Annotated in this window: 25 protein-coding genes and 1 pseudogene; 11 read left to right on the top strand and 15 right to left on the bottom strand. The window is 68.3% G+C overall.

What is annotated here, in order from left to right; genetic code table 11:
• Positions 1-3 precede the first annotated feature (3 nt).
• Positions 4-405 carry a winged helix-turn-helix transcriptional regulator gene (locus ACH438_RS05250; RefSeq protein WP_397001447.1) on the top strand — a complete coding sequence of 134 codons (402 nt, stop codon included), beginning with the start codon at positions 4-6 and terminating at the stop codon, positions 403-405.
• Between the two features lie 10 nt (positions 406-415).
• Here the strand turns inward: ACH438_RS05250 and ACH438_RS05245 are convergent, their stop codons facing one another.
• Complete coding sequence (locus ACH438_RS05245) at positions 416-991, bottom strand: TetR/AcrR family transcriptional regulator (RefSeq protein WP_397001445.1); 576 nt, start codon at positions 989-991, stop codon at positions 416-418.
• Between the two features lie 84 nt (positions 992-1,075).
• On the opposite strand from ACH438_RS05245, the gene ACH438_RS05240 reads away from it, so the two are divergent.
• Positions 1,076-2,047: a zinc-binding alcohol dehydrogenase family protein gene (locus ACH438_RS05240; protein ID WP_397001443.1), complete on the top strand. Its 972-nt coding sequence runs from the start codon at positions 1,076-1,078 to the stop codon at positions 2,045-2,047.
• A gap of 29 nt (positions 2,048-2,076) precedes the next feature.
• Here the strand turns inward: ACH438_RS05240 and ACH438_RS05235 are convergent, their stop codons facing one another.
• From ACH438_RS05235 to ACH438_RS05220, 4 genes are read right to left on the bottom strand one after another with little or no spacing between them, the layout of a single operon-like run.
• Positions 2,077-2,334, bottom strand: a complete 258-nt coding sequence (locus ACH438_RS05235) for a YciI family protein (RefSeq protein ID WP_397001441.1) — start codon at positions 2,332-2,334, stop codon at positions 2,077-2,079.
• A gap of 19 nt (positions 2,335-2,353) precedes the next feature.
• Positions 2,354-2,863 (bottom strand): transcription antitermination factor NusB, encoded by a 510-nt coding sequence (gene nusB / locus ACH438_RS05230; RefSeq protein WP_397001439.1) that lies wholly within the window; start codon positions 2,861-2,863, stop codon positions 2,354-2,356.
• Positions 2,864-2,883: 20 nt separating this feature from the next.
• Positions 2,884-3,447: an elongation factor P gene (gene efp / locus ACH438_RS05225; protein WP_397001437.1), complete on the bottom strand. Its 564-nt coding sequence runs from the start codon at positions 3,445-3,447 to the stop codon at positions 2,884-2,886.
• Between the two features lie 35 nt (positions 3,448-3,482).
• Positions 3,483-4,607, bottom strand: a complete 1,125-nt coding sequence (locus tag ACH438_RS05220) for a M24 family metallopeptidase (protein ID WP_397001435.1) — start codon at positions 4,605-4,607, stop codon at positions 3,483-3,485.
• A 151-nt stretch (positions 4,608-4,758) separates the two neighbouring features.
• On the opposite strand from ACH438_RS05220, the gene ACH438_RS05215 reads away from it, so the two are divergent.
• The 4 genes and pseudogenes from ACH438_RS05215 to aroB all read left to right on the top strand — a co-directional run bounded on the left by ACH438_RS05215 (position 4,759) and on the right by aroB (position 9,385).
• Positions 4,759-5,250 carry a prepilin peptidase gene (locus ACH438_RS05215; RefSeq protein WP_397001433.1) on the top strand — a complete coding sequence of 164 codons (492 nt, stop codon included), beginning with the start codon at positions 4,759-4,761 and terminating at the stop codon, positions 5,248-5,250.
• A gap of 61 nt (positions 5,251-5,311) precedes the next feature.
• On the top strand, positions 5,312-6,520 hold the full coding sequence (aroC, locus tag ACH438_RS05210) for a chorismate synthase (protein ID WP_397001430.1): 1,209 nt from the start codon (positions 5,312-5,314) through the stop codon (positions 6,518-6,520).
• Positions 6,521-6,648: 128 nt separating this feature from the next.
• Positions 6,649-7,176, top strand: a pseudogene (locus ACH438_RS05205) (shikimate kinase); the annotation flags it as partial.
• 1,090 nt (positions 7,177-8,266) lie between these two features.
• Positions 8,267-9,385 (top strand): 3-dehydroquinate synthase, encoded by a 1,119-nt coding sequence (aroB, locus tag ACH438_RS05200; RefSeq protein ID WP_397001428.1) that lies wholly within the window; start codon positions 8,267-8,269, stop codon positions 9,383-9,385.
• A gap of 65 nt (positions 9,386-9,450) precedes the next feature.
• On the opposite strand, the gene ACH438_RS05195 is transcribed toward aroB, so the two are convergent.
• Positions 9,451-9,933, bottom strand: coding sequence for a B-4DMT family transporter (locus tag ACH438_RS05195; protein WP_397001426.1), 483 nt, complete (start codon positions 9,931-9,933; stop codon positions 9,451-9,453).
• A 162-nt stretch (positions 9,934-10,095) separates the two neighbouring features.
• Between ACH438_RS05195 and ACH438_RS05190 the strand changes: the two genes are divergently transcribed.
• Together ACH438_RS05190 and ACH438_RS05185 are read left to right on the top strand one after the other, a co-directional pair.
• Positions 10,096-10,716 carry a helix-turn-helix transcriptional regulator gene (locus ACH438_RS05190; RefSeq protein ID WP_397001424.1) on the top strand — a complete coding sequence of 207 codons (621 nt, stop codon included), beginning with the start codon at positions 10,096-10,098 and terminating at the stop codon, positions 10,714-10,716.
• Between the two features lie 13 nt (positions 10,717-10,729).
• A complete protein-coding gene (locus ACH438_RS05185; RefSeq protein ID WP_397001422.1) occupies positions 10,730-11,182 on the top strand; it encodes a DUF3291 domain-containing protein in 453 nt (150 codons plus the stop codon).
• 18 nt (positions 11,183-11,200) lie between these two features.
• On the opposite strand, the gene ACH438_RS05180 is transcribed toward ACH438_RS05185, so the two are convergent.
• The 7 genes from ACH438_RS05180 to ACH438_RS05150 all read right to left on the bottom strand — a co-directional run bounded on the left by ACH438_RS05180 (position 11,201) and on the right by ACH438_RS05150 (position 20,454).
• On the bottom strand, positions 11,201-12,010 hold the full coding sequence (locus ACH438_RS05180) for a shikimate dehydrogenase (RefSeq protein ID WP_397002290.1): 810 nt from the start codon (positions 12,008-12,010) through the stop codon (positions 11,201-11,203).
• Between the two features lie 61 nt (positions 12,011-12,071).
• Positions 12,072-13,538: an endolytic transglycosylase MltG gene (gene mltG, locus ACH438_RS05175; RefSeq protein WP_397001420.1), complete on the bottom strand. Its 1,467-nt coding sequence runs from the start codon at positions 13,536-13,538 to the stop codon at positions 12,072-12,074.
• Positions 13,535-14,017 carry a Holliday junction resolvase RuvX gene (ruvX, locus tag ACH438_RS05170; RefSeq protein ID WP_397002288.1) on the bottom strand — a complete coding sequence of 161 codons (483 nt, stop codon included), beginning with the start codon at positions 14,015-14,017 and terminating at the stop codon, positions 13,535-13,537. Before ruvX ends, mltG begins: the two co-directional genes overlap by 4 nt.
• 197 nt (positions 14,018-14,214) lie before the next feature.
• Positions 14,215-16,881 (bottom strand): alanine--tRNA ligase, encoded by a 2,667-nt coding sequence (gene alaS, locus ACH438_RS05165; RefSeq protein ID WP_397001418.1) that lies wholly within the window; start codon positions 16,879-16,881, stop codon positions 14,215-14,217.
• 62 nt (positions 16,882-16,943) lie between these two features.
• Positions 16,944-17,501, bottom strand: coding sequence for a Uma2 family endonuclease (locus tag ACH438_RS05160; RefSeq protein ID WP_397001416.1), 558 nt, complete (start codon positions 17,499-17,501; stop codon positions 16,944-16,946).
• A gap of 301 nt (positions 17,502-17,802) precedes the next feature.
• The gene (locus ACH438_RS05155) at positions 17,803-19,161 is read right to left on the bottom strand and encodes a replication-associated recombination protein A (RefSeq protein WP_397001414.1); all 1,359 of its coding nucleotides are present in this window, start codon (positions 19,159-19,161) and stop codon (positions 17,803-17,805) included.
• A 123-nt stretch (positions 19,162-19,284) separates the two neighbouring features.
• Positions 19,285-20,454: a phosphotransferase family protein gene (locus ACH438_RS05150; protein ID WP_397001412.1), complete on the bottom strand. Its 1,170-nt coding sequence runs from the start codon at positions 20,452-20,454 to the stop codon at positions 19,285-19,287.
• A 196-nt stretch (positions 20,455-20,650) separates the two neighbouring features.
• On the opposite strand from ACH438_RS05150, the gene ACH438_RS05145 reads away from it, so the two are divergent.
• Positions 20,651-21,799: a hypothetical protein gene (locus ACH438_RS05145; RefSeq protein WP_397001410.1), complete on the top strand. Its 1,149-nt coding sequence runs from the start codon at positions 20,651-20,653 to the stop codon at positions 21,797-21,799.
• A 21-nt stretch (positions 21,800-21,820) separates the two neighbouring features.
• On the opposite strand, the gene ACH438_RS05140 is transcribed toward ACH438_RS05145, so the two are convergent.
• Together ACH438_RS05140 and aspS are read right to left on the bottom strand one after the other, a co-directional pair.
• Complete coding sequence (locus ACH438_RS05140; protein ID WP_397001408.1) at positions 21,821-22,780, bottom strand: DUF389 domain-containing protein; 960 nt, start codon at positions 22,778-22,780, stop codon at positions 21,821-21,823.
• A gap of 73 nt (positions 22,781-22,853) precedes the next feature.
• Positions 22,854-24,647: an aspartate--tRNA ligase gene (aspS, locus tag ACH438_RS05135; RefSeq protein ID WP_397001406.1), complete on the bottom strand. Its 1,794-nt coding sequence runs from the start codon at positions 24,645-24,647 to the stop codon at positions 22,854-22,856.
• A 120-nt stretch (positions 24,648-24,767) separates the two neighbouring features.
• Between aspS and ACH438_RS05130 the strand changes: the two genes are divergently transcribed.
• Positions 24,768-25,688 (top strand): neutral zinc metallopeptidase, encoded by a 921-nt coding sequence (locus tag ACH438_RS05130; RefSeq protein WP_397001404.1) that lies wholly within the window; start codon positions 24,768-24,770, stop codon positions 25,686-25,688.
• 175 nt (positions 25,689-25,863) lie between these two features.
• The gene (locus tag ACH438_RS05125) at positions 25,864-26,469 is read left to right on the top strand and encodes a hypothetical protein (protein ID WP_397001402.1); all 606 of its coding nucleotides are present in this window, start codon (positions 25,864-25,866) and stop codon (positions 26,467-26,469) included.

Here is a 26,469-nt window from a genome sequence, read left to right as displayed (position 1 = left end):
GCCATGGCGACCCAGACGGCAGCCGCCCGCCGCACCGCAGCCCGCCTCGCCTACGACGCCTACGTGCAGGAATGCCCCACCCGCCAGCTCCTCGACCGCATCAGCGACAAATGGGTGAGCCTCCTGCTCAACGCCCTCGCCGACGGCCCGCAGCGCTACAGCGACCTCTCCCGCCGCGTGGCCGGCGTGAGCCAGAAGATGCTCACCCAGACCCTCCGCATCCTCGAACGCGACGGCCTCGTCACCCGCACCGTCACCGCCTCGGTCCCGGTCCGCGTCGACTACGAACTCACGCCACTCGGCGAAAGCCTCCTACCGGTCATGCAGGCCATCAAGGGCTGGGCCGAAACCCACATCGAAGACGTCCTCGCCGCCCGCGAAACCTACGACGTCCAGGCCGACTGACAGCCGGATGCTATCGAATCGGTTGTCGCAGGACCGATTCCACGAGTTCTCGGACCGCCGCCAGGAGCCGGTCCTGTTCGCCGGCGCGGACCATGCGCGGGACCAGCTCGCTGCCGAGCGGCGCCAGTAGTAACGCGCCGACCGCTTCGGCATCGAGATCGGGTCGAGCTTCGTGGAGCAGGCTGGTGATGTGGCCGGCCCAGAAGGCGTGCAGTTCCGCGCTTCTGGGATGCGGAGGGATTGCCTGATAGGCGACGGTCAGTTCGATGTCGTCGGCTATCAGGCGGGTGAAGGCGTCGAAGTAGGCGAGCAGGCGATCGCCCGGCGGGACGCCGGGACCCAGCGGCGGCGGGCCGGACCGCACGGCTTCCATGAGATTGAAAGCGCCCTCGGCGATGAGCTCGTGCAATAGGCCGGCGCGACTACCGAAGCGGCTGAACAGGGTGCCTTTGGCGACGCCGGCGGCCGCAGCGATGCGGTCCATCGTGACCGCGTCGGCGCCCTCCTGGGCCAGCAACGCGCGCGTTGCCTGCAGGATCGCCTGCCGATTGCGGGCCGCGTCGGCACGCACTTTCGGCTGTTCCATGTCACCGCCTTCGTTGACAACTTGACTGACGGTCAATATGTTGGCGAATGCAACTTGACCGTCAGTCAACTTATGGGGTTTTCGATGCACGCAATCCTATTGACCGCGACCGGTGGACCCGAAGTCCTGGTGCCGGGAGAAGCTCCCGCACCACGACCACAGGCCGGGGAAGTACTCCTGCGGACCGAAGCGATTCCCGTCATCTACCCCGAGACCATGCTGCGCTCGGGCGTCTACCCGCTACCCGTCGAATTCCCGATCGTGTTCGGCACCCAGGCCGTGGGCGTCATCGCCGAGACCGGCGCGGGCGTCGACACCGCACTCCTCGGACAGCGGGTACTGGCGAGCAGCAACAACTTCGGCACCTACGCCGAACAGGTCTGTGTTCCAGCCGATTCCGTAGTACAGGTGCCCGAGGCGCTGTCTTCGGTGGACGCGGCGGCGATCGGCATGAGCGGGTCGGTGGCCATTCCGCTGTTGCGGACCGCCAGGCTCAGCGGGACGGAAACGGTCCTGATCGAAGCTGCCGCAACGGGTATCGGCGCCTACCTCACCCAGCTGGCCAGTGAATACGGGGCCGCGCGGATCATCGCCACCGCGGGCGGGCCCGAAAAGACACAGCAAGCACGCGAATTCGGCGCGGACATCGTCATCGACCACAATGACCCGGAGTGGGTGAAGCGACTGAGCGAAGCCCTCGACGGCGACACCATCGACGTCGTCTTCGACTCCATCGGCGGCGAATCCGCCCGTGCCCTGCTCGATCTCATGACACCGCTGCGCGGCACCATGCTCAGCTACGGCTGGCTGTCCGGCGCGGCCGCGGAGGTCGGCACCATGGATCTGATCATGCGAGGCCTCACCCTCACCGGCTGCTCCGGGCCCGCCTGGCTCGCCGGTGTGGCGCAGGCCCGTGCCGAGGCATTGGAAAGGGCGGCGACGGGATCGCTACGGCCCCTGGTCGATCGGGTGCTGCCGCTCGATCAGGCCGCGCAGGCGCACCGTTTGATCGGCGAGCGGGCCACCAAGGGCACGATCGTCCTGCGGCCCGCCTGAGAGCGGTTGCGGGGCAGGGATTCCGGCACTCAGCCGGTGATCTCCCATTCGTACACGGTGAGTTCCGACGAACCGGTGGTGTGAATGGGATCCGTCCGGATCAATTCCCGTGCGGCATCGAGGCTCTCGGCGGTGATCACGTACGCACCGCCGGTGCCGTCGGTGAACTTGCCGGATTCCACCAGCTGACCGCGGGAACGGACGTCATCGAGCCACAGCTTGTGCGGCTCGATGACAGTGGAGTCGAAGCGCGGGGTGCGCATGGCCATGACCAGATATTTGCGCACCCGGCGCACTCCTTCGTGCTTACTTCTCGTCGTCCGCGCGATCGGACACGCGGGTGGCGGCCGCGGCGGCCCGCACCTGCGGGGCCACCTGAACCACCTGGCCCAGCACGCCGTTCACGAACGAGGGGGAATCGTCGGTGGACAGCTCCTTGGCCAGCTCCACCGCTTCGTCGACGGCCACCACCGGCGGAACGTCGCCGGCGTGGAACAACTCCCACACCGCGACCCGCAGAATGGCGCGATCCACGGCGGGCAGCCGCTGCAGCGTCCAATCCTGCAGGTAGGACTCGATAGTGCCGTCCACCCGATCCAGATCGTCGGCGACGCCTTCGACCAGGACCCGGGTGTAGGGATTCACCGGAGCGACCGATTCGTCACGCACCGACAGCGAGACCCGCTCCGACAGCAGCTCCGCGGGATCGATATCCCGGGCCTCCGCCTCGAAGAGCAGGTCCACCGCACGGCGCCGCGCCTTGTGCCGCGCACCAAGCTTCTTGAAATTCGACTTCTTGTCCACCGGCTCGGCCACGGTCACCATTATCCGTCGCGTCAGGAGTTGACGCGGCTGATGTAGGAACCATCGCGGGTGTCGATGCGCAGCTTGTCACCCTGGTTGATGAACAGCGGCACCTGCACCTCCGCGCCGGTCTCCACGGTGGCGGGCTTGGTGCCGGCCGACGAGCGGTCGCCCTGCAGGCCCGGCTCGGTGTGGGTGACGACGACGTCGATGGCGACGGGGAGCTCGACGAACAGCGCCGCACCCTCGTGCATGGCGATCTGCACGGCCATGTTCTCCAGCAGGAAGCCCGCGTTGCGGCCCAGCAGGCCCTCGCTCAGGTTGATCTGGTCGTAGGTGTCGCCGTCCATGAAGATGTAGTCCTCACCGTCGTGGTAGAGGTACGTCATATCGCGACGGTCGACGGTCGCGGTCTCCACCTTGACGCCGGCGTTGAAGGTCTTGTCGACGACCTTGCCGGAGACGACGTTCTTCAGCTTGGTGCGCACGAAGGCGGGACCCTTACCCGGCTTCACGTGCTGGAACTCGACGATCTGCTGCAGCTGATTGTCGATCTTCAGCACAAGGCCGTTCTTGAAGTCGCTGGTGTCCGCCACTGTTCTCGGATCTCCTACTAGGTCGGCAACCGGCGTCAGTCGACGACGGTCAGGTCTTTGCTGGTGCGGGTGAGCAGTTCCGGGCCCCCCTTGCGAACCACGAGCGTATCCTCGATCCGGACTCCGCCGCGGCCGGGGAAATACACACCTGGCTCGACGGTCACCGCCACGCCATCAAGCAGTGTACCTGTGCCCGTTTTGGCGAGTCCGGGCGCTTCATGGATCTGCAGGCCGACCCCGTGACCGAGCCCGTGCACGAACAGTTCGCCGTAACCGGCCGCCTCGATCACCGAACGGGATGCGGCATCGACCGCCTTGGTGGAGATGCCGGGCTTCAGGGCCTCGCGGCCCGCCTGCTGTGCGGCGTAGACCAGGTCGTAGACCTCGCGCTGCCAGTCGTCGGGCTTGCTCAGGACGAAGGTGCGGGTCATATCGGAGTGGTAGCCGTCCACGGTCGCGCCGAAGTCGAGTTTTACGAAATCACCGGCCGCCAGCACCGCATCGGTCGGACGATGGTGCGGGACGGCCGAATTCGCGCCCGTGGCCACGATCGTCTCGAAAGAGACGGCGTCCGAACCGTGCTCGAACATGAGCCACTCGAGTTCGCGGGCCACCTCGCGCTCGCTGCGGCCGGGGCGCAGGCCGCCGCTGTTGAGGAGGGCGGCGAGGGCCTCGTCGGCGGCGTCGCAGGCCGCGCGCAGGCGGCCGACCTCGTATTCGTCCTTGACCATGCGCAGCTGTTCGATCAGGCCGTGCACCGGGACCAGGTCCAGGCCGGTGGCCAGGGCCTCGAAGCCGCGATGCTGTTCGAAGGTGACGATATGGCTCTCGAAACCGACCCGGCCGGTCTGCCACTCCCCCGCGATCTCGATCACGCGGCGGGCGCTGGCGCGATTGATCTCCGCGCGCAGATCCGGGACCTGCTCGCCGACCTGGGTGATGTAGCGGCCGTCGGTGCAGATGAGGGTGCGGTGTTCGCTGCTGTCCCAGGCATACACCAGCAACGCGGCATTGGAACCGGTGAAACCGGTCAGGTAGCGGATATTGATCAGATCCGTCACCAGCAGAGCGTCGACGCGGTTCTCCACCAGCAGGTCCCGCAGGGAGGCTCGGCGCAACGCGTAGTTGGGGCGCCGGACCGGATCGTGATCAGCAGACATGTGTCAAAGCTACCGCCGACACGCCGCAACACCGACACGCAACACGTCAATGGGGTGGGGTACGGAACGCTGGATGTTCACATGCCAAGGGGTTCTCCACAATTCGCGATCGCGGCGCCCACGGGGGTTCCGGATGCGCGACCCTCGAATCATGAACCTGCCCGCAATCCTTCTGCTTACCGTGTGGGGTGCCGTACTGAGCGGTTTCGATTTGCGCTGGCAGCGGCTACCGAACGCACTCACACTCCCCGGCGCGGGCGCAATACTCATCGGCGCCGCGGCAACCGGGCGATTCGCGACCGCGGCGGCCGGCGGCCTGCTTCTCGCGACACCGTATTTGCTGGTCCACGTGTGCGCTCCGGAGGCCTTGGGTGCGGGCGATGTGAAACTCGCGCTCGGTCTAGGGGCCGCGACGGCGTTGAGTGGCCCGCAGACCTGGGTGTGGGCGGCGCTCGCCGCACCCCTGCTCACCGCCATCGCGGGAATCGGCCGGACATTGACGGAGAACAGCGTGCTGTCCTCCGGTATCCACCCGGCAGTCCGGCCACTCGAGCCGACCGGTCTCCGAGCCCGCGGTGGACGGCTACCGCACGGGCCCGCGATGTGTGTGGCGAGTGTGGTTGCGCTGCTTGCGGCGCAGTGAAATGACGCCGTGGTCAGGGCGCGTGTCCGGGCGGCCGTCTTCTCATGGAAAGATGTAATCCGTGTTGCGCTGGATAACTGCCGGAGAATCCCATGGCCCTGCTCTCGTTGCCATCCTCGAGGGGATGGTGGCCGGTGTCGAGGTCACCTCTGCCGACATTGCCGCGCAGTTGGCGCGACGCCGACTCGGGTACGGGCGCGGCGCGCGCATGAAGTTCGAGGCCGACGTGGTCACCATGGTCGGCGGCGTGCGGCACGGACGCACCATGGGCGGCCCGGTCGCCATCGAGATCGCGAACTCGGAGTGGCCCAAGTGGACCGAGGTCATGTCCGCCGACCCGGTCGACGAGGCCGAGCTCGCCGAGATGGCCCGCAATGCTCCGCTCACCCGGCCGCGCCCGGGACATGCCGACTACTCGGGCATGCTCAAGTACGGCTTCGACGATGCGCGTCCCGTGCTGGAACGCGCCAGCGCCCGCGAGACCGCCGCCCGCGTGGCGGCGGGTGCGCTCGCCCGGAACTTCCTGCGGCAGGCGCTGGGCGTCGAGGTGATCTCGCATGTGGTGTCGATCGGCACCGCGGCCAACACCACCGGTGTCGTGCCGACCGCGTCGGATCTGGCCGCCATCGACGAATCGCCGGTGCGCGCGTTCGACAAGTACGCCGAGGCGGCCATGATCACCGAGATCGAGGCGGCCAAGAAGGATGGCGACACCCTCGGCGGTGTGGTCGAGGTCGTCATCGAGGGGCTGCCGGTCGGGCTGGGCTCGTTCACTTCCGGTGAGGCGCGCCTGGATTCGCGACTCGCGGCCGCGCTCATGGGTATTCAGGCCATCAAGGGTGTCGAGGTCGGCGACGGGTTCGAGACCGCGCGCCGCCGCGGCAGCCAGGCCCACGACGAGATGAAGCCCGGCCCCGACGGCGTGCTGCGCTCCACCAACCGCGCCGGCGGCCTCGAGGGCGGCATGACCAATGGCGAGCCGCTGCGCGTGCGCGCCGCCATGAAGCCGATCTCCACCGTCCCGCGGGCCCTGTCCACCGTCGACATGTCCACCGGCGGTGAGGCAGTCGCCATCCACCAGCGCTCCGACGTCTGCGCCGTCCCCGCGGCCGGTGTGGTCGCCGAGGCCATGGTCGCCCTCGTCGTGGCGCAGGCCGTGCTCGAAAAGTTCGGCGGCGACGCCCTTCCCGAGACCGTCGACAACATCAACGCCTACGTGAAGCGGATCAACGCGCGCCCGCACGTCCCCTCGGGCAACGCACCCCAGTGACCGCTGACGACACCGGCGCCCCCGAAAACCCCTCGACCGACCGGCCCGACACCGACCAGGCCGACATCGACCAACTACCGGGCACGGATACCGTGCCCGATCCGGCCGCGGCCGAAGCGGTTGCCGCGGTGCCGGATTCGGGCGACGAGGCGGCGGGCGAGGCGCTGAGCGTGGTGCTCGTGGGGCCGCCGGGGGCCGGGAAGTCGACCATCGGGCGGAAGCTGGCCCGGGAGCTCGGGCTGGAGCTGTTCGATACCGATGCGGGGATCGAGGAGCAGACCGGGCGGAGCATTCCGGAGATCTTCGCCGAGGACGGCGAACCGGAGTTCCGGCGCATCGAGGAAGACGTCGTCCGCGAGGCCGTACTGGCCGGGCGCGGAATCGTATCGCTCGGCGGCGGTTCCGTGCTGTCCGGCGCCACGCGTGAACTGTTGCGCGGGCGGACCGTCGTGTACCTGGAAATCAGTGTCGGAGAAGGACTCCGCCGCACCGGCGCCAGCACCAACCGCCCCCTGCTGGCCGGCGACGACCCGGCCAAGAAATACCGCGAACTCATGAAGATCCGCCGCCCCCTCTACCGCGAGGTGGCGAGCGTGCGCGTACGCACCGACGGCCGCAGCCCCGGCCGCGTAGTCCGCATGATCATGGCCAAACTCGGCGTGGAATCGATCCTCCCCCACGAAGATCCAACCCCCACACCCCCGCCCGCCGACCAGCCCACCACCAGCAAGTCCCGCTCCCGCCGCCGGCGCCGCCGCGGCCGCGGAGACCGCGCCGGCGCCACCTTGATGCCGAAGTCGCCCGCCGCCGAACCCGATTCGACCGCGCGCACCACAGCCGAGGCCACCACCACCGACCCGGCCTCCGCCGACACCCCGAAACGCGCCCGCCGCAACCGCCGTTCCCGCCGCCGCGGCCTCGGCACCCAGGCGGTCGCGACCGCAGCCAACGGCACAACCATAAGGGCCGCAGCTCCGGGCACGACCACCGCCGCGACAGCCCGCGGCGCGACCACGACGAACGGCACAACCGCGGCTCCCGATACCGCTGCCGCCAACGGCGCGAACGTCGCTGAAGTCGCGACCACTCCGCCATCCGGTGACCGATCACGCCGCCGCCGCGCCTCCCGATCCGCAGGCAGCCCAACAGCTTCCGCGAACGGACACGGCACCGCACCCGCCACAACAACGGCGCCCCAACCCGCCTCGGCGAACACGGCCGCTTCCACCCGCGACAACGCCGTGTCCACGCCTGTGGCCCAACAGGATTCACCGCCCGCAGGCCAGCCCGCCGCCCCCGGCGCCGGCCGCTCGCGCCGCGCCCGCGCCCGCCGCGCCAAGGCCCGCGCCCGCGACCAGTCCGCGGAGCACAGCGGCACCACCTCTCCGGCAGCCCCCGCGCAGCCGCGACAGGTTGAAGCTGAGGCGGATTCGTGAGTTACGCCCACAGCCTTTCAGCCGCCCCGAGCGCATCAGGCCCTGCCTTCGCTCCGAAAACCGTGCCACAGGTGGGTACCAAACCTTGCCCTGCGGCGGGTTCCGACCCACGCGGGCGCGTCAAGGCGCGCGAGCGCGTGATGCGAAGCGGTGGCAAGCTGCCGATCGCGGGCGGCGACGCTGCCGGTGGGTCTGCGCGTATGGCCGGAGCAGCGAGCTTCGGGCCGATTCCGAGTGTGTTCGAATTCGTCCTTGCCGGGCGGGGAGTCGTGTCCCTGCCGGTGGCGGGGCCCGTCCTGGAGGAGTGCTGATGAGCGAGCCGACGCGTATCGAGGTGCGGACGGGTGATCCGTATCCGGTGATCATCGGTCGTGGGCTGCTGGGGGATCTGGTTACCGAGGTGACCGGGCGGTCCGGGGTGCGGACGGTGGCGATCTTCTATCAGCCGCCGCTGGCGGAGACGGCCGAGGTGGTGCGGAAGGCGCTGGCGGACAGCGGGGTCGATGCGCATCGGATCGAGATTCCGGATGCGGAGGCCGGTAAGGATCTGCAGGTCGCCGGGTTCTGCTGGGAGGTGCTGGGGCGCATCGGGCTGACCCGCAAGGATGTGATCATCAGCCTGGGCGGTGGCGCGGCCACCGATCTGGCGGGCTTCGTGGCCGCCACCTGGATGCGTGGCGTGAGCATCGTGCACGTGCCGACCACGCTGCTGGCCATGGTGGATGCCGCGGTCGGCGGGAAGACCGGGATCAATACCGAGGCGGGCAAGAACCTGGTCGGCTGCTTCCACGAGCCGGCGGCGGTCCTGGTGGATCTGGCGACGCTGGAAACGGTGCCGCGCAATGAGATCGTGGCCGGCATGGCCGAGATCATCAAGGCCGGTTTCATCGCCGACCCGGTGATCCTGGATCTCGTGGAGAAGGATCCGCAGGCCGCGCTCGACCCGACCGGTGAGGTGCTGCCGGAGCTCATCCGCCGCGCCGTTCAGGTGAAGGCCGATGTGGTGGCCGCCGACCTGAAGGAATCGAGCCTGCGCGAAATCCTCAACTACGGCCACACTCTCGCGCACGCCATCGAGCGCCGCGAGCGCTACCGCTGGCGGCACGGCGCGGCCGTCTCGGTGGGCCTGGTGTTCGCCGCCGAATTGGGCCGCCTGGCAGGGCGTCTCGACGATGCCACCGCCGAACGCCACCGCACCATTCTGGAAAGCATCGGCCTGCCCACCAGCTACGACGCCGACGCGCTGCCGCAGCTGCTGGATTCCATGCAGACGGACAAGAAGACCCAGTCCGGCGTCCTGCGTTTCGTCGTCCTCGACGGTCTGGCCAAGCCCGGCCGCCTGGAGGGCCCGGACCCGAGCCTGCTGGCCGCCGCGTACTCGGCGGTCGCCCGCGAGGACAAGCCCGGCGGCGGCGCGATCCTGCTGTAACCGAACCGACGAAAAACCCCGCGCCGCAATCGAATGCGGCGCGGGGTTTCGTTTTGCCGGTGGCGTCAGACGCCGGCGGGCTCCGGATCCGGGTGGATCGGCCCGATCGGGGCGCTGCTCTTCTTGTGCTCGCGCCCGGTCAGCCAGCGGCCCGCGGCCACCCCGATCACGCCGGGCACGAAGATGAGCAGCACGATGAACGAGGCGCCCGCGGTGAGCTCGAACAGCAGCCCGTTGTCGCCGAGGTCGAACTTGGGCAGGAAGTCGAGCAGCCAGGCGACGAGCCCGCTGCCGAGTCCGCCCGCGATGGCCGCCTTGAGCCAGCGCATGGTGAGGTCGGTGCCGTGCTCGGGATCGGGATGGGCGCGGCGGTCGGCGCGACCGTCCAGGTAACCCCACGCGACAATGGCCACGACCAGCACGATCAGGCAGAGCGGCCGCATCCAGCCGCCGTTGGTCGGCCAGTACACCATGGCGAAGCCGAGCAGGGTCCGCAGCACTACGGTCAGTGCTCCCAGGCCCACGGCGCGTAACACCCACGCATTCATGACGAACACCTTAACCTGCGCGGCCACGAAGCCGAATCGAATGAATTGAAACTTGTTCCAGAACTCTAGCGGCACCGATCCCGCGCGGCACACCGGGGCGTAGCGGTCCGGCCCGAAACCGCGACACGCTGCGGGAAAACCCTGACACGCTGCTAGAAAGGCATGGTGGACATCGAAGCCGTCGCCCTGCTGCAGGATCCGGTCCGCCGGCGTCTCTACGACTTCGTCGCGGGCGCGGACCACGATGTCAGCCGCGACGAGGCCGCCGAGGCAGCGGATATCAAACGCCCGCTGGCCGCCTTCCACCTGGACAAACTCGCCGAGGCGGGCCTGCTCGACGCGGTGTTCCGCCGTCCGGAGGGCCGCACCGGTCCGGGCGCGGGACGACCCGCCAAGTTCTATCGCCGCGCCGATGCGGAATTCGCCGTCACCGTACCCGCCCGCGACTATCGCACCGTCGCAACGGTTCTCGCGGAGGCCACCGAGTACGCCGGCCTGGAGGACGCCATCGCGAAGGCCGCCGCCGCACACGGCCCGGCGGTCTCGGGCCGCGATCTCGTGGAGGTACTGCGCGAGCGCGGCTACGAGCCCTACCTCGACGAGGGCGTGATCCGCCTGCGCAACTGCCCTTTTCACCGGTTGGCCGTGGACTTCCCGCCGCTGGTGTGCGGCATGAACCTGGCACTGCTGACCGACCCGGCCGCGGAGGCGGGCTGGACCGCGCGCATGGACCCGGCTCCGGGCCGATGCTGCATAAGCTTCTCTAAAATCAACGATGATTAGTTATAGTCCAGGTATGCACCTTGCACAGATCAATATCGGCCGACTGGTCGCCCCCGAAGGCGACCCGCGAGTCGCCGACTTCTATGCCGGATTGGACGAGATCAACGCCCTGGCCGAAGCCTCCCCCGGCTTCGTCTGGCGGCTGATAGAGGGCGACACCAACAACGCCACCTCCCTGCGCCCGTTCGAGGACGAACCGGACATGCTGATCAACGTCAGCGTCTGGGAGTCCCGGGATGCCCTGTTCAACTACGTGTATCGCAGCGCCCACATGGACTTCCTGCGCCGCAGAAGGGAATTCTTCCTGCCCATGGGTGAGGTGTTCACCGCGCTGTGGTGGATTCCGGAGGGCCATACACCGGGCATCGAGGAGTCCATCGAACGCCTGGACCATCTGCGCGAGCACGGCCCGACGCCGTACGCGTTCACCTTCCGTAGCGCCTTCGAGCCGCAGCCGGCCGGCTAGACCGGCCGCGGCGAGGCGTCACTCCTGCAGGGCGGCAGCCATTTCCGCGCGCGGGGCGGGCTTGCCGGTGAACTGTTCCACCTGGCCGTAGGCCTGGTTCAGCAGCATTTCGAGGCCGCTGATCACGGTATGCCCGGCCCGCTGCACGGCTTCCGCGAGCGGTGTGGGCCACGGGTTGTAGATGGCGTCGAGCACCACCGGCGCGAGCGCCACGGCCTTGGCGACCGCGGCGGCGCCGGCCGCCGGGACGGTGCTGACGACGGCGTCGACCTCGGAGCACACGAAGGTGAGCCCGTCCGGGTCGAAGTCGATCACTTCGGCCGAAAGCCCCAGGCGCTCGGCCAGTTCCAGGGTGTCGGCGGCGCGGCCGCGGTCGCGGGCGACGATGGTGATGGTGTGCGCGCCGAGTTCGGCGAGGGCGAGCAGGGCCGGTCGTGCGGTGCCGCCCGCGCCGAGCACGACGGCCCGCGACACCTCCTCGACGCCCCCGCCCTGCAGTGCGCCGCGCACGCCGTCGACGTCGGTGCAGTCTGCGCGCCAGCCGTTTTCGGTGCGCACCAGGGTGTTGGCCGAACCGACCAGTTCGGCCCGGTCGGTCTTCTCGGCGGCGTACTCGAGCGCCGCGACCTTGCCCGGCATGGTCACCGACAGTCCGACCCATTCGGGCCCGAAACCATCTACCAGACCGGGCAGTTGCTCAGCAGTGCATTCGATCCGCTCGTACGACCAATCCAGCCCGAGCGCCCGATAGGCCGCCAGATGCAGTTGCGGCGACCGCGAATGCGAGATCGGGCTGCCCAGCACGGCGGCCTTGCGCTCACCGCCCACTGCGGCGGGCCGCTCACCGCCCACTGCGGCGGGCCGCTCACCGCCCACTGCGGCGGGCCGCTCACCGTCCACTGTCGAGAATTCCACTCTGCCTGGCCTTTTCGATGTTCTTCAAATGCTCTTGATAGTTGTCGGTGAACAGCGTCGTGCCCTGCTTGTCCACCGTCACGAAGTACAGCCACGGCCCCGGCGCCGGCGCCTCCATGGCACGCATGGCATCCAGCGACGGCGCCGAGATCGGCGTCGCGGGCAGCCCGGTCATGGCATAGGTGTTCCACGGCGTCTGCTTGGCCCGGTCCGCGTCCGTGGTCGCGACCTCGGTGCTCGGCAGGGTGTAGTTGACCGTCGAGTCGAACTCCAGCTTCTGATTCGCCTTGAGCCGGTTCAGGATCACGCGCGCCACCTTGGACATGTCCTGCGGCAACGCTTCCCGCTCCACCAGCGACGCGCCGATGAGCGTCTCGTACGGGGTGAGGCCGTTGGCATTGCCCGACTGCAGCAGACCGGTCGCCTCGTAACTCTGCGCGCTCGCGGTGACCAGCTGCTTGAGAATGTCCGTCGCGCTGGCGCTGGGATTGAAATCCCAGGTGCCACCGGCGATCAGGCCCTCCAGCTGCCGGGTGCGATCGGGCACGGTGCGCACCCGATCCAGCGCCCAGGCCGGCACACCCAGCGCCGCCGGATCGGTCGCGCCCGCGGCGTCGAGCTGTTCGTAGGTCACGCATTTCGCGTTCGATCCGGTGCCCACACAGCTGGCGTCGGCGATCTTGCGGTAGATGCCGTCCTTGCGCGCATTGGTGCTGGCATCGGTGGAGTCGTGCAGCTGGCGGCCCTCGGAGATGACCACATTGCCGACCCGCGCGTCCTTGCTGAACAAGGCGGACACGGCCTCGGAACCCTTGCTGTGCGTGGGAATCGCGTAGTAGCCGGGCTGCAGCTGATTCATATTGTCATTGCGCACGGCGGCCTCGTAGAAGGCGCCGGTGCTCTCGACCACGCCCTTGTCGTGCATGGTCTGTGCGATCTGGGTGGACGTGTCGCCGGGCTTGACCTGCACCACCACCAGCGGCCCCTGCGGACCGGAGTAGTCGGCGGGCGGATTCCACTTGCCCATGAACTTCCAGCCCGCGAAACCGATCGCGCCCAGGAACAGCACGGCGAACACGCCGGCGATCACCAGCAGGTTCCGGCGGCGGCGCTTGCGCTCGGCGGCCTTGCGGGAGGCCATGCGGGAACGCCGCGGCCGCTGCCCGCCCGAGCCGCGGGAGCCGGAAGACGGCTTGCCGCGGCGGGATTCGGCGCGCGTGGGCTGCCGCCGGCCGACGCGTTCGGGGGTGCGCTGCGGGGGGCTGCGGCGCGGGGGTTCGGGCTCGAGGAGGGGTTCCTCGTCCTCGGCCTCATCCTCGTAGCGGGGGATGACGGTGGTGTCGTCCTCGTAGTCGTCGTCCCACTCGAGGTCGTCGCGGCGGTACCGCCGTTCCGCGTTCTGCCGGTAACGTTCCTCGGCTCGCGTCCAGCGGTCGGTCATGCTTCGTCACCGCGTGGCTTCAAAAGCGAACTCCGTTCGTCCAACCAACCTTGCAGGATCGACACGGCCGCCGCCTGATCGATGACCTGCCGCTGTCCGCGGGCGCGAACTCCACTGTCCCGCAACGCTCGTGCAGCAGACACCGTAGTCAAACGTTCGTCGGAAAGTCGCACCGGAACCGGAGCGATCAGGCTCCGCAAACGTCCCGCGAAGGTGGCCGCCAGCTTAGCTGAAGAGCCGCTTTCCCCGCGTAAGGTGCGCGGCAAGCCGACGATCACTTCGACTGCTTCATACTCCCGCACAATCTCGGCAATTCGGGCCAAATCCGGCGCGAGAGCGCCCGGTGCGACCTTTTTCGCGCGCGGCACCGTCTCCACCGGGGTGGCCAGAATCCCGTCCGGGTCACTGGACGCGACACCGATGCGGACCGTGCCCACATCGATGGCGATACGACGGCCCCGCCCCGGATCGCGGTCCAGGCTGGGTCGCTCCGCGACCTGCGGCCCCTGCGCCGAGTGCGGACGCTCGAAGCTGTCCGCGGCATGCCCGGCGGACGTCGACGTGGCCTCTCCGCGCGCTGCCGCCGCACCCTGCTCGGTCTCGCGGCCGTTCATTGCGGCGGGAATCCGGGAGCCGTCCACGGCCCCCGGCGTGTCCGATGGTTCGGAACTGTCCATCAGCCGGCGAGCTCGGCCACCCGTGCCCGCAGCGCAGCCAGCCCGGCCTCGATCCCCGACGGATCCGAACCCGCGCCCTGCGCCATCTCCGGCTTGCCGCCACCGCGGCCGGCAATGCTCGGACCGAAGGCGCCGACCAGGTCACCGGCCTTCAGGCCGAGATCCTGCGCGCCCTTGGTGAGGGCCACCACGAACGGCACCTTGCCGTCGGCATTGCCGAGCAGCGCCACCACGGCGGGCTCGGAACCGAAGCGGCCCTTGATGTCCTGCACCAGCGTGCGCAGATCGCCCGCACCCACGCCCTCGGGCGCGGCGGCGGCCACCAGCAGCACCTTGCCGACCCGCTGCGCCTGATCCACGAACGCGCCCGCATTCGACAGCACGGCAGCCATCTTCGTGCGCTCGAGCTCCTTCTCGGCGACCTTGAGCCGCTCGACGAGCTGCTCCACCCGCCCCGGGACCTCTTCCGAGGGCACCTTCAGCGAGGAGGCGATACCGGCCAGCAGCGCACGCTCCTTGGCCAGGTACTTGTAGGAGTCCAGGCCCACAAAGGCTTCCACGCGCCGCACACCCGAACCGACCGACGACTCACCGAGCACGGTGATCGGGCCGATCTGCGAGGAGTGCTGCACATGCGTGCCACCGCACAGTTCCATGGAGAACGGCCCGCCGATCTCCACGACCCGCACCTCGTCGCCGTAGTTCTCGCCGAACAGCGCCATGGCGCCCATCTTCTTGGCGGAGGACAGATCGGTGACGAAGGTGTTCACCGGGAAGTCGTCGGCCACAGCGTCATTGGAGACGGCCTCGATATCGGCCTTCTGCTGCTCGGACAGCTGGCCCTGCCAGTTGAAGTCGAAACGCAGGTAGCCCGGCTTGTTCAGCGAACCGGCCTGAACCGCGTTGGGGCCCAGCACCTGTCGCAGCGCCGCGTGCACCATGTGGGTGCCCGAGTGGCCCTGCGTGGAGCCACGCCGCCACGCCGGATCCACGCTGGCCAGCACGGTGTCGCCCTCGGTGAGCTGACCGGCCTCGACGGTGGACTTGTGCACCCACACCTTCTTGGCGATCTTCTGCACATCGTTGACGTGCAACTTCGCGCCGTGCGAGGAGGAGATACCGCCGCGGTCGGCGATCTGGCCACCGGATTCGGCGTAGAGCGGGCTGCGGTCCAGGATGACCTCGACGTCCTGCCCGGCCTCCGCGACCGGCACCCGCACGCCGTCCTTGATCAGGGCGAGAACGGTTGCCTCGGTGGCCAGTTCGTCGAAGCCGGTGAACTCGGTCGCGCCGCGGTCCACGAACTCCTTGTAGACGGTGAGGTCGGCGTGCGCGTGCTTACGCGACAGCGCGTCCTCCTTGGCCCGCTTGCGCTGCTCGGCCATGAGCGAACGGAACCCGGCCTCGTCGACCTGCAGACCGGCCTCGGCGGCCATCTCCAGGGTCAGGTCGATCGGGAAACCGTAGGTGTCGTGCAGCGTGAACGCGTCGGTGCCGCTGATCCGCTTGCTGCCCTGCGCCTTCACCTCGTCGACGGTCTCGTCGAACAGCTTGGTGCCGGTGCTCAGGGTCCGCAGGAACGCGGATTCCTCACCGACGGCGACGGTTTCGATGCGCTGGAAGTCGGTGGCCAGCTCGGGGTACGAGGGGGCCATCAGCTCACTGACAACCTTGATGAACGCACCCATCACCGGCTTCTCCGCGCCCAGCAGGCGCGCCGAGCGCACGATGCGGCGCAGCAGGCGGCGCAGCACGTAGCCGCGGCCGTCATTGCCGGGGTTCACGCCGTCGGCGATGAGCATGGCGGCGGTGCGGGCATGGTCGGCGATGACGCGGAAGCGCACATCGTCGGTGTGCTCGACACCGTAGGAGCGGCCGGTCAGTTCCTCGGCCTTGCTGATGATCGGGCGCAGCAGGTCGGTCTCGTAGACATTGTCGACGCCCTGCAGCAGGAACGCGACACGCTCGACGCCCATGCCGGTGTCGATGTTCTTCTTGGGCAGCGGGCCGAGGATCTCGAAGTCGTCCTTGCCGCGCCCTTCGCCGCGCTCGTTCTGCATGAACACGAGGTTCCAAATTTCGAGGTAGCGGTCCTCGTCGGCCTCCGGGCCGCCCTCGACGCCGTATTCGGGGCCGCGGTCGAAGTAGATCTCCGAGCACGGGCCGCACGGGCCGGGGATGCCCATGGACCAGTAGTTGTCGGCCATGCCGCGGCGCTGGATGCGCTCGGCGGGCACGCCCATGTCGAGCCAGATGCGCTCGGCCTCGTCGTCGTCGAGATAGACGGTGGCCCACAGCCGTTCCGGATCGAAGCCGAAGCCGCCGTCCTCGACGCTCGAGGTCAGCAGGGTCCAGGCGTGGGTGATGGCCTCGCGCTTGAAGTAGTCGCCGAAGGAGAAGTTGCCCGCCATCTGGAAGAAGGTGTTGTGGCGGGTGGTGATGCCGACGTTCTCGATATCGCCGGTGCGCACGCACTTCTGCACGCTGGTCGCGGTGTCGAAGGGCGGGGTCTGCTGACCGAGGAAATACGGCACGAACTGGACCATGCCTGCGTTGACGAACAGCAGGTTGGGGTCGGCCAGGATGAGCGAGGCACTGGGTACCTCGGTATGTCCCGCCTTTACGAAATGCTCCAGGAAGCGCCGTCGAATCTCGTGGGTCTGCACAACTATCCAGCCTACCGGTCCGGGTCCAGGGCGTTTTCGCCGGTCCCGGAGGTCGTGACAGGTCAGCGAGCAAGCTCGTTCAAAGGCTCGGTGTCGAGGGTGATGCCGATCGGCTCCGGCAACTCGAACGGATCACCGAATGGCAACCGGACCACAGACGAGTACACACCGTGTGTAGGCCGACTGTAGACAACCAACTCGCGCGCATCCCGATAGATCAGCAGATAGACCGGGATGCCCGTCTCGGCGTACGCACAGGGCTTCTCGACTCGGTCACGCCGGTGGGTATCGGAATCGTAGGAAGTCACCTCGACAACCATCAGGACGGGTTCGGGATCCTTCCACAAGGGCTGTCCTCGGAACGACAGTTCAGGCGCGACGACCGCGTCAGGAATCGCGCGGCCACTTCGGTAGGCGTCCACCTTCAGCTCATTGCCCGGGTACACCGAGAGGTCAGGCCGGGCACGATAGAAGTGTTTCGTGAGCCACACGACGATCTCCATATGATTGCCGTCCGGCACCGGCTTCACCCCCAGCTTGCCGTAGATGAATTCGAGCCTGATCCCCTCGCCGGCCCGGCTCGCTAGGTCCGCGAGTTCTTCGAACTGCTCGACAGGCATCTGCGGTCGATCCTCGTGCGGTCGATCAACCATGACAGTCACCGAATCCCTCCGTTCTGCTGGGCGGACCACGGATCGTCACGGTCACCCTACGACTCAGTGTGACGCGTCCACCGTGGTTCACGCAGACTCACCTCGGCGACACGCAGGAAGATTGCGGACACCGACAATGGCCGGTACCAGTAGTAGCCAGAGCACTCTCAGCTGCACAAACACCAAAAAGCTTGCAGTCGATGCACATTCACGCTCGCTGCATGCTTGCTTCGCATGCTTTCATGCAGGGCCTGTCACAGCGAGGCTTTCATTTTCCCCGGACGATACGGCGGAGTTTGGTTACCCGCGGGCCGACTTCGCGCTCATAGCCGTGATCGGTGGGCTGATAGTAGTCGACGCCCACCAGTTCATCCGGCGGATACTGCTGGGCGAGAACACCGTCCGGATGATCGTGCGGGTACTTGTAGCCCTGTGCGTTGCCGAGTCCGGCAGCGCCCGCGTAGTGACCGTCACGTAGGTGCGGCGGGACGGCGCCGGCCTTGCCCGCGGAGATATCGGACATGGCCGCGCCGAGCGCCTTCACCACACCACCCGATTTGGGGGCGGTGGCAATGTGAATTGTGGCCTGGGTCAGGGCCAGTTGGGCTTCGGGAAGGCCGACCAGCTGGACGACCTGCGCCGCGGCGACGGCGGTTTGGAGGGCCATGGGGTCCGCCATGCCGACTTCCTCGCTGGCCTGGATCATCAAGCGGCGGGCGATGAATCGGGGATCCTCGCCGGCGGTGAGCATGCGGGCCAGATAGTGCAGGGCCGCATCCACATCCGAGCCGCGCAGAGATTTGATGAAGGCGCTGATCACGTCGTAGTGCTGATCACCGGCGCGGTCGTAGCGCACGGCGGCCTTGTCCACGCTGGCCTCGACCAACTCCACTCCGACCGTGCCGTCCAGGGACGATTCGGCGGAGGCTTCCAGCGCGGTGAGCGAACGGCGGGCATCGCCACCCGCGATGCGCACGATGTGGTCGATGGCCGTGTCGCTGACCGTGTACTCCCCCGCCAGCCCGCGCGGATCCTCGATGGCCCGCCGCAGCACGGTGCGAATGTCGTCTTCCGACAACGACTTCAGTTGCAGCACCAGCGAGCGCGACAGCAGCGGTGACACCACCGAGAACGAGGGGTTCTCGGTGGTCGCCGCGACCAGCAGCACGATGCGATTCTCGACGGCGGCGAGCAGGGCGTCCTGCTGTGTCTTCGAGAACCGGTGCACCTCATCGATGAACAGGACGGTCTGCTCGCCCACGGTGAGCCGGCGCCGCGCGAGATCGATGACCCCGCGCACCTCCTTGACTCCCGCCGACAGCGCGGACAGCGCCTCGAAGCGACGCCCGGTGGCCTGCGAGAGCAGCGAGGCGAGGGTGGTCTTGCCGGTGCCGGGCGGCCCGTACAGCAGGACGGACGCGGCCCCCGACCCCTCGATCAGCCGACGTAGCGGCGATCCCGGACCGAGTAGATGCTGCTGACCGACCACTTCGTCGAGATTGCGCGGCCGCATGCGCACGGCCAGCGGCGCGAAGCGGTCGTCACGACTCGACGGGCGCGGCACGCTCGCCTCGAACTCCTCGGATGCGGCCTCCACCCCCGGCGCCGCGAACAAACCGTCACTCACCACAGAGACCCTACCGACGGCCACCGACACCACTGCGCAGACCGTGAGCGGCTGCGGGTGCACGCAATACCGGCGAAGGCCGAAGTCCGGTCCGAGACCAGGCTCCCGCCCTCGCCGTAGCGCCTATTCCTCCCAGTGCTCTTCGAGCGTGGCCGATACGTGCTCGGCGAAGTCGCCCAGCGTGTCGTCGCCGGTGCAGCGCGCGTCCTCGGCCAGGGCGGCCCAGCGGTTGATCAGGGCCGCGGACCGCGGGATGGAGAGCCCGTGTTCGCGGGCGGCCGCGATGCGGGCGTGGTCGGCGGGCAGGAACCAGTAGGTGGACAGCCACACCCAGATGAGCCGGGCCTCGAGAATGCGTTCGGCCAGTACATCGTCATCGGCGAGGGCGGGCCAGACCGCGACCACTTCGGAGCGCCAGGCCTCGACCATCTGCCGGGCGCGTTCGCGGGAGAGCTCGAAGTCGCACAGGCAGCCGGGGAAGGAGACCAGCGCGTACGCGATATCGAGCGTCGCGTCGCGGAAGCCACCCCATTCGTAGTCGAGGAACCGTGCGCCCTCCTCGTTGAGGATGACATTGTCGGGGCACAGGTCGGAGGGGCTGAAGGCGCGATAGCGGCCCGCGGAGAACAGCCGGTTGCCGCGCACGATGCGCTCGGCGATCTCGCCCGGCACCTCGATGCCGAGTTCGCGTTCCAGCATGACGGGCACCTCGGCGACCGCGGATTCGGCTTGCTGGGCAATGCCGTCCACCCGGTGCACCACGTCGACGCGGCGTAGCAGGGCCACGAAGTCGGCCTCGCGCCCGACGGTCGCGGCGTGCATCCGGCCCAGCGCTTGAGCGAAGGCCATCAGCGAGTTGCGGCCGGCCGGTTCCGCGCCGGACTGCAGTACCGCGGTGAGTGACGTGTTCTCACCGAGGTCGCTGAGGATGAGCAGGCGCTCGGGCAGGCTGTAGCCGAGTAGGTACGCGCCGGGCCGATGGTCACGACCCAGTGCGGTGGTGAACTGGTACGACACCGCTTCCCGGAGGAAGGCGGAGTCGATGCTGGCGACGCCGGGTGCCATGCCGCCAGTGCGTCGTTGCGTCGCGTTCCCGGCAACCTGCTTCACAATGAGCGTGCGTGGAAGTGAAAATGCGTTCTCCGCAACGCGGACACGTAGGACCGTCGTTCTACCACTGCCGCTGAGTTCCATAGGATCACTCAGCTTTACCGGAGCACCCATTCGCTTTGTGAGCAACTGTTGTGCCGCGGACACGACTTCGGCGGCGCGTTCGGCCAATAGTGCGGTCATCGGAACCCAAGGTACTCCCGCCAGGTCACTTTCAGCGAGCGGTTGCGCAACCTTTCGCGCGTCGGTCGGCGTGTCTTTGTGAAGGGTTTGCCCACACCGCGCTGGTTGCTTGACACAACCAAGGCGGTCTAGTTGGGTTCGTATTCAACTGCTGTGCGCCACACCGTAAACCGGGAAATGTGAAAGGCTTGTGACCATGACTGGCACGCCGCCCTCAGCACCGAACGAACCCTTCGGCGACTCGTCCGGCGAGGGGGAAGGCCAGCAGTATACGAGTCACGCGAGCGGCCGGCAGCACCCCGAAACCGGACAGTTCACCGGTGCACCGGATCCCACCGGCGGCCACGGCCGGCACGAAATGCCGGGCCTCTCCGGCTATCCGCAGTTCGGTGGCCTGGGCGCGGCGCAGTACGGCAGCGAACCGGTCGAACCTCCGCCGCCGCTGGCCGGACAGCCGGGCGCGCCTGTGCAGGTTCCCGGATACGCGCAGGCAGGAGCGGTGCCACCGGGATATCCGACGCAGCAGGGCATGCCGCCGCAGGGCCCGCCGCCCGGCGGATATCCGGGTGCCGGCGGATATCCGCCACCCGGCAATACCCCGCCCGGCGGCTATCCGGTGGCGGGCGGCACTCAGCCCGGCGGCTTCGCACCGCCCGGAACCATGCCGCCGGCGAACGGCGCACCCGCTCCCACGGGCCAGCTGCCCGCCTACGACTACCCGCGCGAGAAGCTGAATGTCGGCGCCGCGCTGGCCTACGGCTGGGACAAGTTCCGGCTCAACCCGATTCCGTGGGTGGGCATGGTGCTGATCGGACTGGTCGCCTGGCTGGTGGTCACACTGCTGGTGAATATCGTTGACGTGCAGTCGTTGTCCGCGGTGTTGCTGCTGTTCGCGGTCGCCGCACTGCTGGTGTGGCTGCTGCAGGCGGCCATGATCCGGGGCGCCCTGTATGAAACCGACGGGACACCACCGGATTTCCCGGCCTTCTTCGGATTCGTGAATGCCGGCAATGTGCTTCTCACCGCGCTCATCGTGTTCGTGGTGTGCCTGGTGGCCTCGTTCGCGTGTCTCTTCCCGGCGATCATCGTCGGTGTGCTGTGCATGTTCGCACTGAATTTCGTGATCGACCAGGATCAGAATCCGCTCGAGGCGATCAAATCCAGTGTGCTGCTGGTGATCCGTAATGCGCTGCAGGTGTCGCTGCTGGCCCTGGCGGTTTTCGTGATGACGTTCTTCGGTGTGCTGCTGTGCGGGCTGGGTCTGCTGGTGGCCGGCCCGGTCACCGCCATCGCGATCACCTACGCCTACCGCACGCTCACCGGCCGGTTGGTCGTCCCGGTCTGATCGGCCCGATTCCGGTTCCGCTCAAGCGGTATCGCTCAGCCACCATCGGTTGAGCCGGCTCAAGGTCCCGCCGCCCGGCCGATGCCGCGGCCGCAGCCACAGCACGAGCACGCCCGCTGCCACGATGCCGACCATGTTCACCGCGAGCTGCCCGATGGACATGGCGGCCTTGTGCCACGACCCGACCTCGGCGGCCACCACCGCGAAGCCGGCCGCCGGGATGGTGGTGACCGAGATGAAGACACCCACCAGCGCAGCCGATTTCGGGGTCATGGTGGCGAGCATGCCGGCCGCACCGGCGAGCAGTGCCACCACCACGGAGAACGGCCCGACCTTGTAGATGAAGTCGACGTTCTGCAGATTCTCGACCCCGGCGGCGGTGACCCAGCCCAGCTTCCGGAACAGCCAGGTGGCGAACCAGGCGACGGTCATGGCCACCGGGAACCCGACCAGCAGCGCCAGCGCGGAGCGCGCGGCGAGCCGATAATCCTTGCTCACCAAGGCGACCGCGGTCCCGGCGAGCGGCCCGTACTCCGGCCCGACCACCATCGCGCCGACGATCGTGACCGAGGAGTCGGTGGCCACACCCACCACGGCCAGCAGGCACGCGATGATGATGAACGCGAGAAACGAAGGCGTGAGGGTGGAGGCCTCACCGGTCTGCGCGACCAGTTCCTGCCACACCACCGAATCCGCGCCCCGGTCCGGCGCCTTCTCGGCCGCGATCTCGGCGGCATCGGAGAGCAGCGTGCCGACATCCTCGAGCGCGATACCGCCGGTGCGTACGACACCCAAGTCGCGCAGCGCATTCAGCACATCGTCGGCGGATTCGCGGGCGAGGACGCACTCCAGGAGATCACCCACCGGTTCCACCGCGGCACCGCGCTGCACCGTGATGAGCGTCGCGCCGGGATCGGCGCGCAGCAGGTCCAGCGCGGTATCGGTGGTGTCGGCGGGGCAGACGGCCCGGACATGCAGCACCCGTAATCCCCTCGTGTCGGCGGGTTTCCGGTATCGGCGGATACCGGCGGGTGCAGCCTATCCGGGCGTCCGGTTACTTCCCGGCTTCCTTGATGGGGTTGCCGTTCGCGTCGAGCTTCACGTCCAGGCCCGCTTCCTTGCGCTGCTGCGGCGTGATGCCGGCGGGCGCGTCGGTGAGCGGGTCGACGCCGCCGCCCGACTTCGGGAAGGCGATGACCTCGCGGATGGAGTCGACGCCGGCGAGCAGCGCGGTGATGCGGTCCCAGCCGAAGGCGATGCCGCCCATGGGCGGAGCGCCGAAGGAGAAGGCGTCGAGCAGGAAGCCGAACTTCTCCTGTGCCTCGTCGTGGCCGATGCCCATCACCTTGAACACGCGTTCCTGCACGTCGCGGCGGTGGATACGAATGGAACCGCCGCCGATTTCATTGCCGTTGCAGACGATGTCGTAGGCGTAGGCCAGTGCGGAGCCCGGGTCGGTGTCGAAGGTGGCCAGGTGCTCCGGCTTCGGCGAGGTGAAGGCGTGGTGCACGGCGGTCCAGGCCGAATGGCCGAGGGCGACATCGCCGCTGGCGGTGGCGTCGGCGGCGGGCTCGAACATGGGCGCGTCCACGATCCACACGAACGCCCAGGCGTTCTCGTCGATGAGGTTGCACTTGCGGGCGATCTCACCGCGGGCGGCGCCGAGGATGGCGCGGCCGGCCTTCTCGTCACCGGCGGCGAAGAAGATGCAGTCGCCCGGCTCGGCGCCGACGAACTTGGCCAGGCCCTCGCGCTCGGCGTCGGTCAGGTTCTTGGCGACGGGACCGCCGAGGGTGCCGTCCTCCTGCACGAGCACATACGCGAGGCCCTTCGAGCCACGCTGCTTGGCCCAGTCCTGCCAGGCGTCGAGCTGGCGGCGCGGCTGCGAGGCGCCGCCCGGCATGACGACCGCACCGACGTAGGGAGACTGGAACACCCGGAACGGGGTGTCCTTGAAGTACTCCTGCATTTCGGTGATCTCGATGCCGAAGCGCAGGTCGGGCTTGTCGGAACCGAAGCGGCGCATGGCATCCGCGTAGGTCATGTGCGGGATCGGGGTGGGGATCTCGTAGCCGACCAGCTTCCACAGCGCGCCCAGGATGTCCTCGGCGAGCAGGATCACATCTTCCTGCTCGACGAAGCTCATCTCGATGTCGAGCTGGGTGAACTCGGGCTGGCGGTCGGCGCGGAAGTCCTCGTCGCGGTAGCAGCGCGCGATCTGGTAGTAGCGCTCGATGCCGCCGACCATGAGCAGCTGCTTGAACAGCTGCGGGGACTGCGGCAGGGCGTAGAACTTGCCGGGCTGCAGGCGCGCGGGCACCAGGAAGTCGCGGGCGCCTTCCGGGGTGGACCGGGTCATGGTCGGGGTCTCGACCTCGACGAAGGCGTGCTCGGCGAGCACGGCGCGGGCGGCGGCATTGACCTTGGACCGCAGCCGGATGGTGTGGCCCGGGCCTTCGCGGCGCAGGTCCAGATAGCGGTACTTGAGGCGGGCCTCTTCGCCGGGTTCGTCGTCGAGCTGGAACGGCAGCGGCGCGGCCTCGTTGAGGACCTCGAGTTCGGTGACGTTGACCTCGATCTGGCCCGTCGGCAGATTCGGGTTCCCGCTGCCCTCCGGGCGGTCCTCGACCACGCCGGTGACCTTCACGCAGAACTCGTTGCGCAGCTTGTGGGCCTGTTCCGCGGGCACGCCCTCGCGGAAGACGGCCTGCGAAACACCCGACGCATCGCGCAGATCGATGAAGATCACGCCACCGTGGTCTCGCCGACGGGCCACCCATCCGGTGAGGGTGACGGTCTGACCGGCGTGCTCGCTTCGCAGCGAACCAGCCAAGTGGGTGCGCAGCACGGGATTCCTTTCGACGGGCTCGAAACACCGGCAGAGTCGGCCGAGTGCGGATCCCATCGTAGTGAGACACGTCCGGCGAGTGAAAACGGATATCCGCCGGACCATGCCAAAGTAGACGCCATGACCTTCAACGAGGGCCTGCAAATCGACCCGGACCGGGTGCAAAGTGGTGGCGGACCGGGCAGGGGCGGCGGTTTGGTCCTCGGCGGCGGTGCGATCGGTCTCATCGCGGTGGTGGTGACGCTGCTGCTCGGCGGCGACCCGGGCAGCGTGCTGGGTCAGTTCACCGGCGCGGACGCCAAGTCCGAAGGCGAGACCGCGGCCACGCCCGCGCACTGCAAGACGGGTGCGGATGCCAACAAGTACGTCGACTGCCGCGTGGTGCTGACCGTGCAGAGTCTCGACAATGTGTGGGGCACCGAACTGCCCAAGCAGACCTCGACCCGCTATGTGGCGCCCAAGGTGCGGCTGTTCTCGGGTGCGGTCAATACGGGCTGCGGTCAAGCGTCCTCGGCGGTCGGTCCCTTCTACTGCCCGGCCGACCGCACCGCGTATTTCGATACGAGCTTCTTCCAGGAGCTGGTGGATCGTTTCGGTTCCAGCGGTGGACCGCTGGCACAGGAGTACGTGGTGGCGCACGAGTTCGGCCATCACATCCAGAATCTGCTCGGCGATATCAATCGCGCCCAGCGTGATCCGCGGGGTCCGCAGTCCGGCGCGGTACGCACCGAACTCCAGGCCGACTGCTATGCGGGCGTCTGGGCCTACTATGCCGACAAGCTGCCCGCACCCGGCGGCAGTCAGCCGTTCCTGAAGCCGTTGACCGACAACGATGTCCGCGATGCGCTCTCCGCGGCGGCCGCGGTCGGTGACGATCGCATCCAGAAGGCGTCGACGGGCCGGGTCAATCCCGAGGCCTGGACGCACGGTTCGTCGGAGGAACGGCAGAAGTGGTTCCTCGCCGGGTACAAGACCGGTCAGGTCAGGGCCTGTGACACCTATTCCGCCACCGACCTGAACAACCCGCCCGCGCTGCGCTGACCGTCCCTTCCGCCGCAGGTCCGACGGATTCCGCCGTCCCGCAAGCGTTTTCTCGCGCGTGTGGGATCGCTCGCACCTGTGCGGAGTTCGGCGTGCCGGTGCGGCGGTCGCGGCGCGGACCCGGCAGAATCACCGGCGGCGAGCGGCTGCTCGCAGGGTGATTCGGAGGGTAGCGATGCAAAGAGTCGGTGCGGCAAGATCATTCGAGACGGTGCGGGGCGACCGGTGGCGCGGCTGCCGGCTCGCGGCCACCACCTTGCTGACCGCCGCAATGCTCACCGGCGCAACCGGTTTCGCCACTGCCGATCCCATTCCGGGCGCCCCGCCCGCGCCCGCTCCAGCGCCTGCCCCCGCTCCGGCGCCTGGTCCCGCTCCCGCACCGGCCCCTGCGGCGGCCCTGTTCACCCTGACGGCCATGCCCGCGGGGTGGCAGACCCGCACGGATCTGCATCCGGCCCTGGAGATCCAGTCGGACGGCCATGCCACGAAGTGGCCGGGTGACGGCGCGACCCAGCCGCTGAACGGCACGATTCCGCAGGACGTGCTGGGCGCCGCCACCGCCGAGGTACGACAGCTCGCCCTGGTGGACATGGGTATGCCGACGGTGACCGACAAGGGCACGTCCATCATCGATTTCATGCCGCAGCCGCCGGACCAGGACGCCCACGTGATCGTGTACGCGCCCGAGCTGACCGATGGCCTCACCGATGATCAGAAGGCGTCCCGCAAGCGCTTCACCGATCTGTTCCAGCGCTTGCTGAACGCCTTCGTCCAGGGTTAG

The sequence above is a fragment of the Nocardia sp. NPDC020380 genome, assembly GCF_044386975.1.
In the GTDB taxonomy this organism is placed as follows: Bacteria; Actinomycetota; Actinomycetes; order Mycobacteriales; family Mycobacteriaceae; genus Nocardia.
The sequence above is the reverse complement of the archived record's forward strand: the minus strand, read 5'-3'. Positions and strand labels throughout refer to the sequence as shown.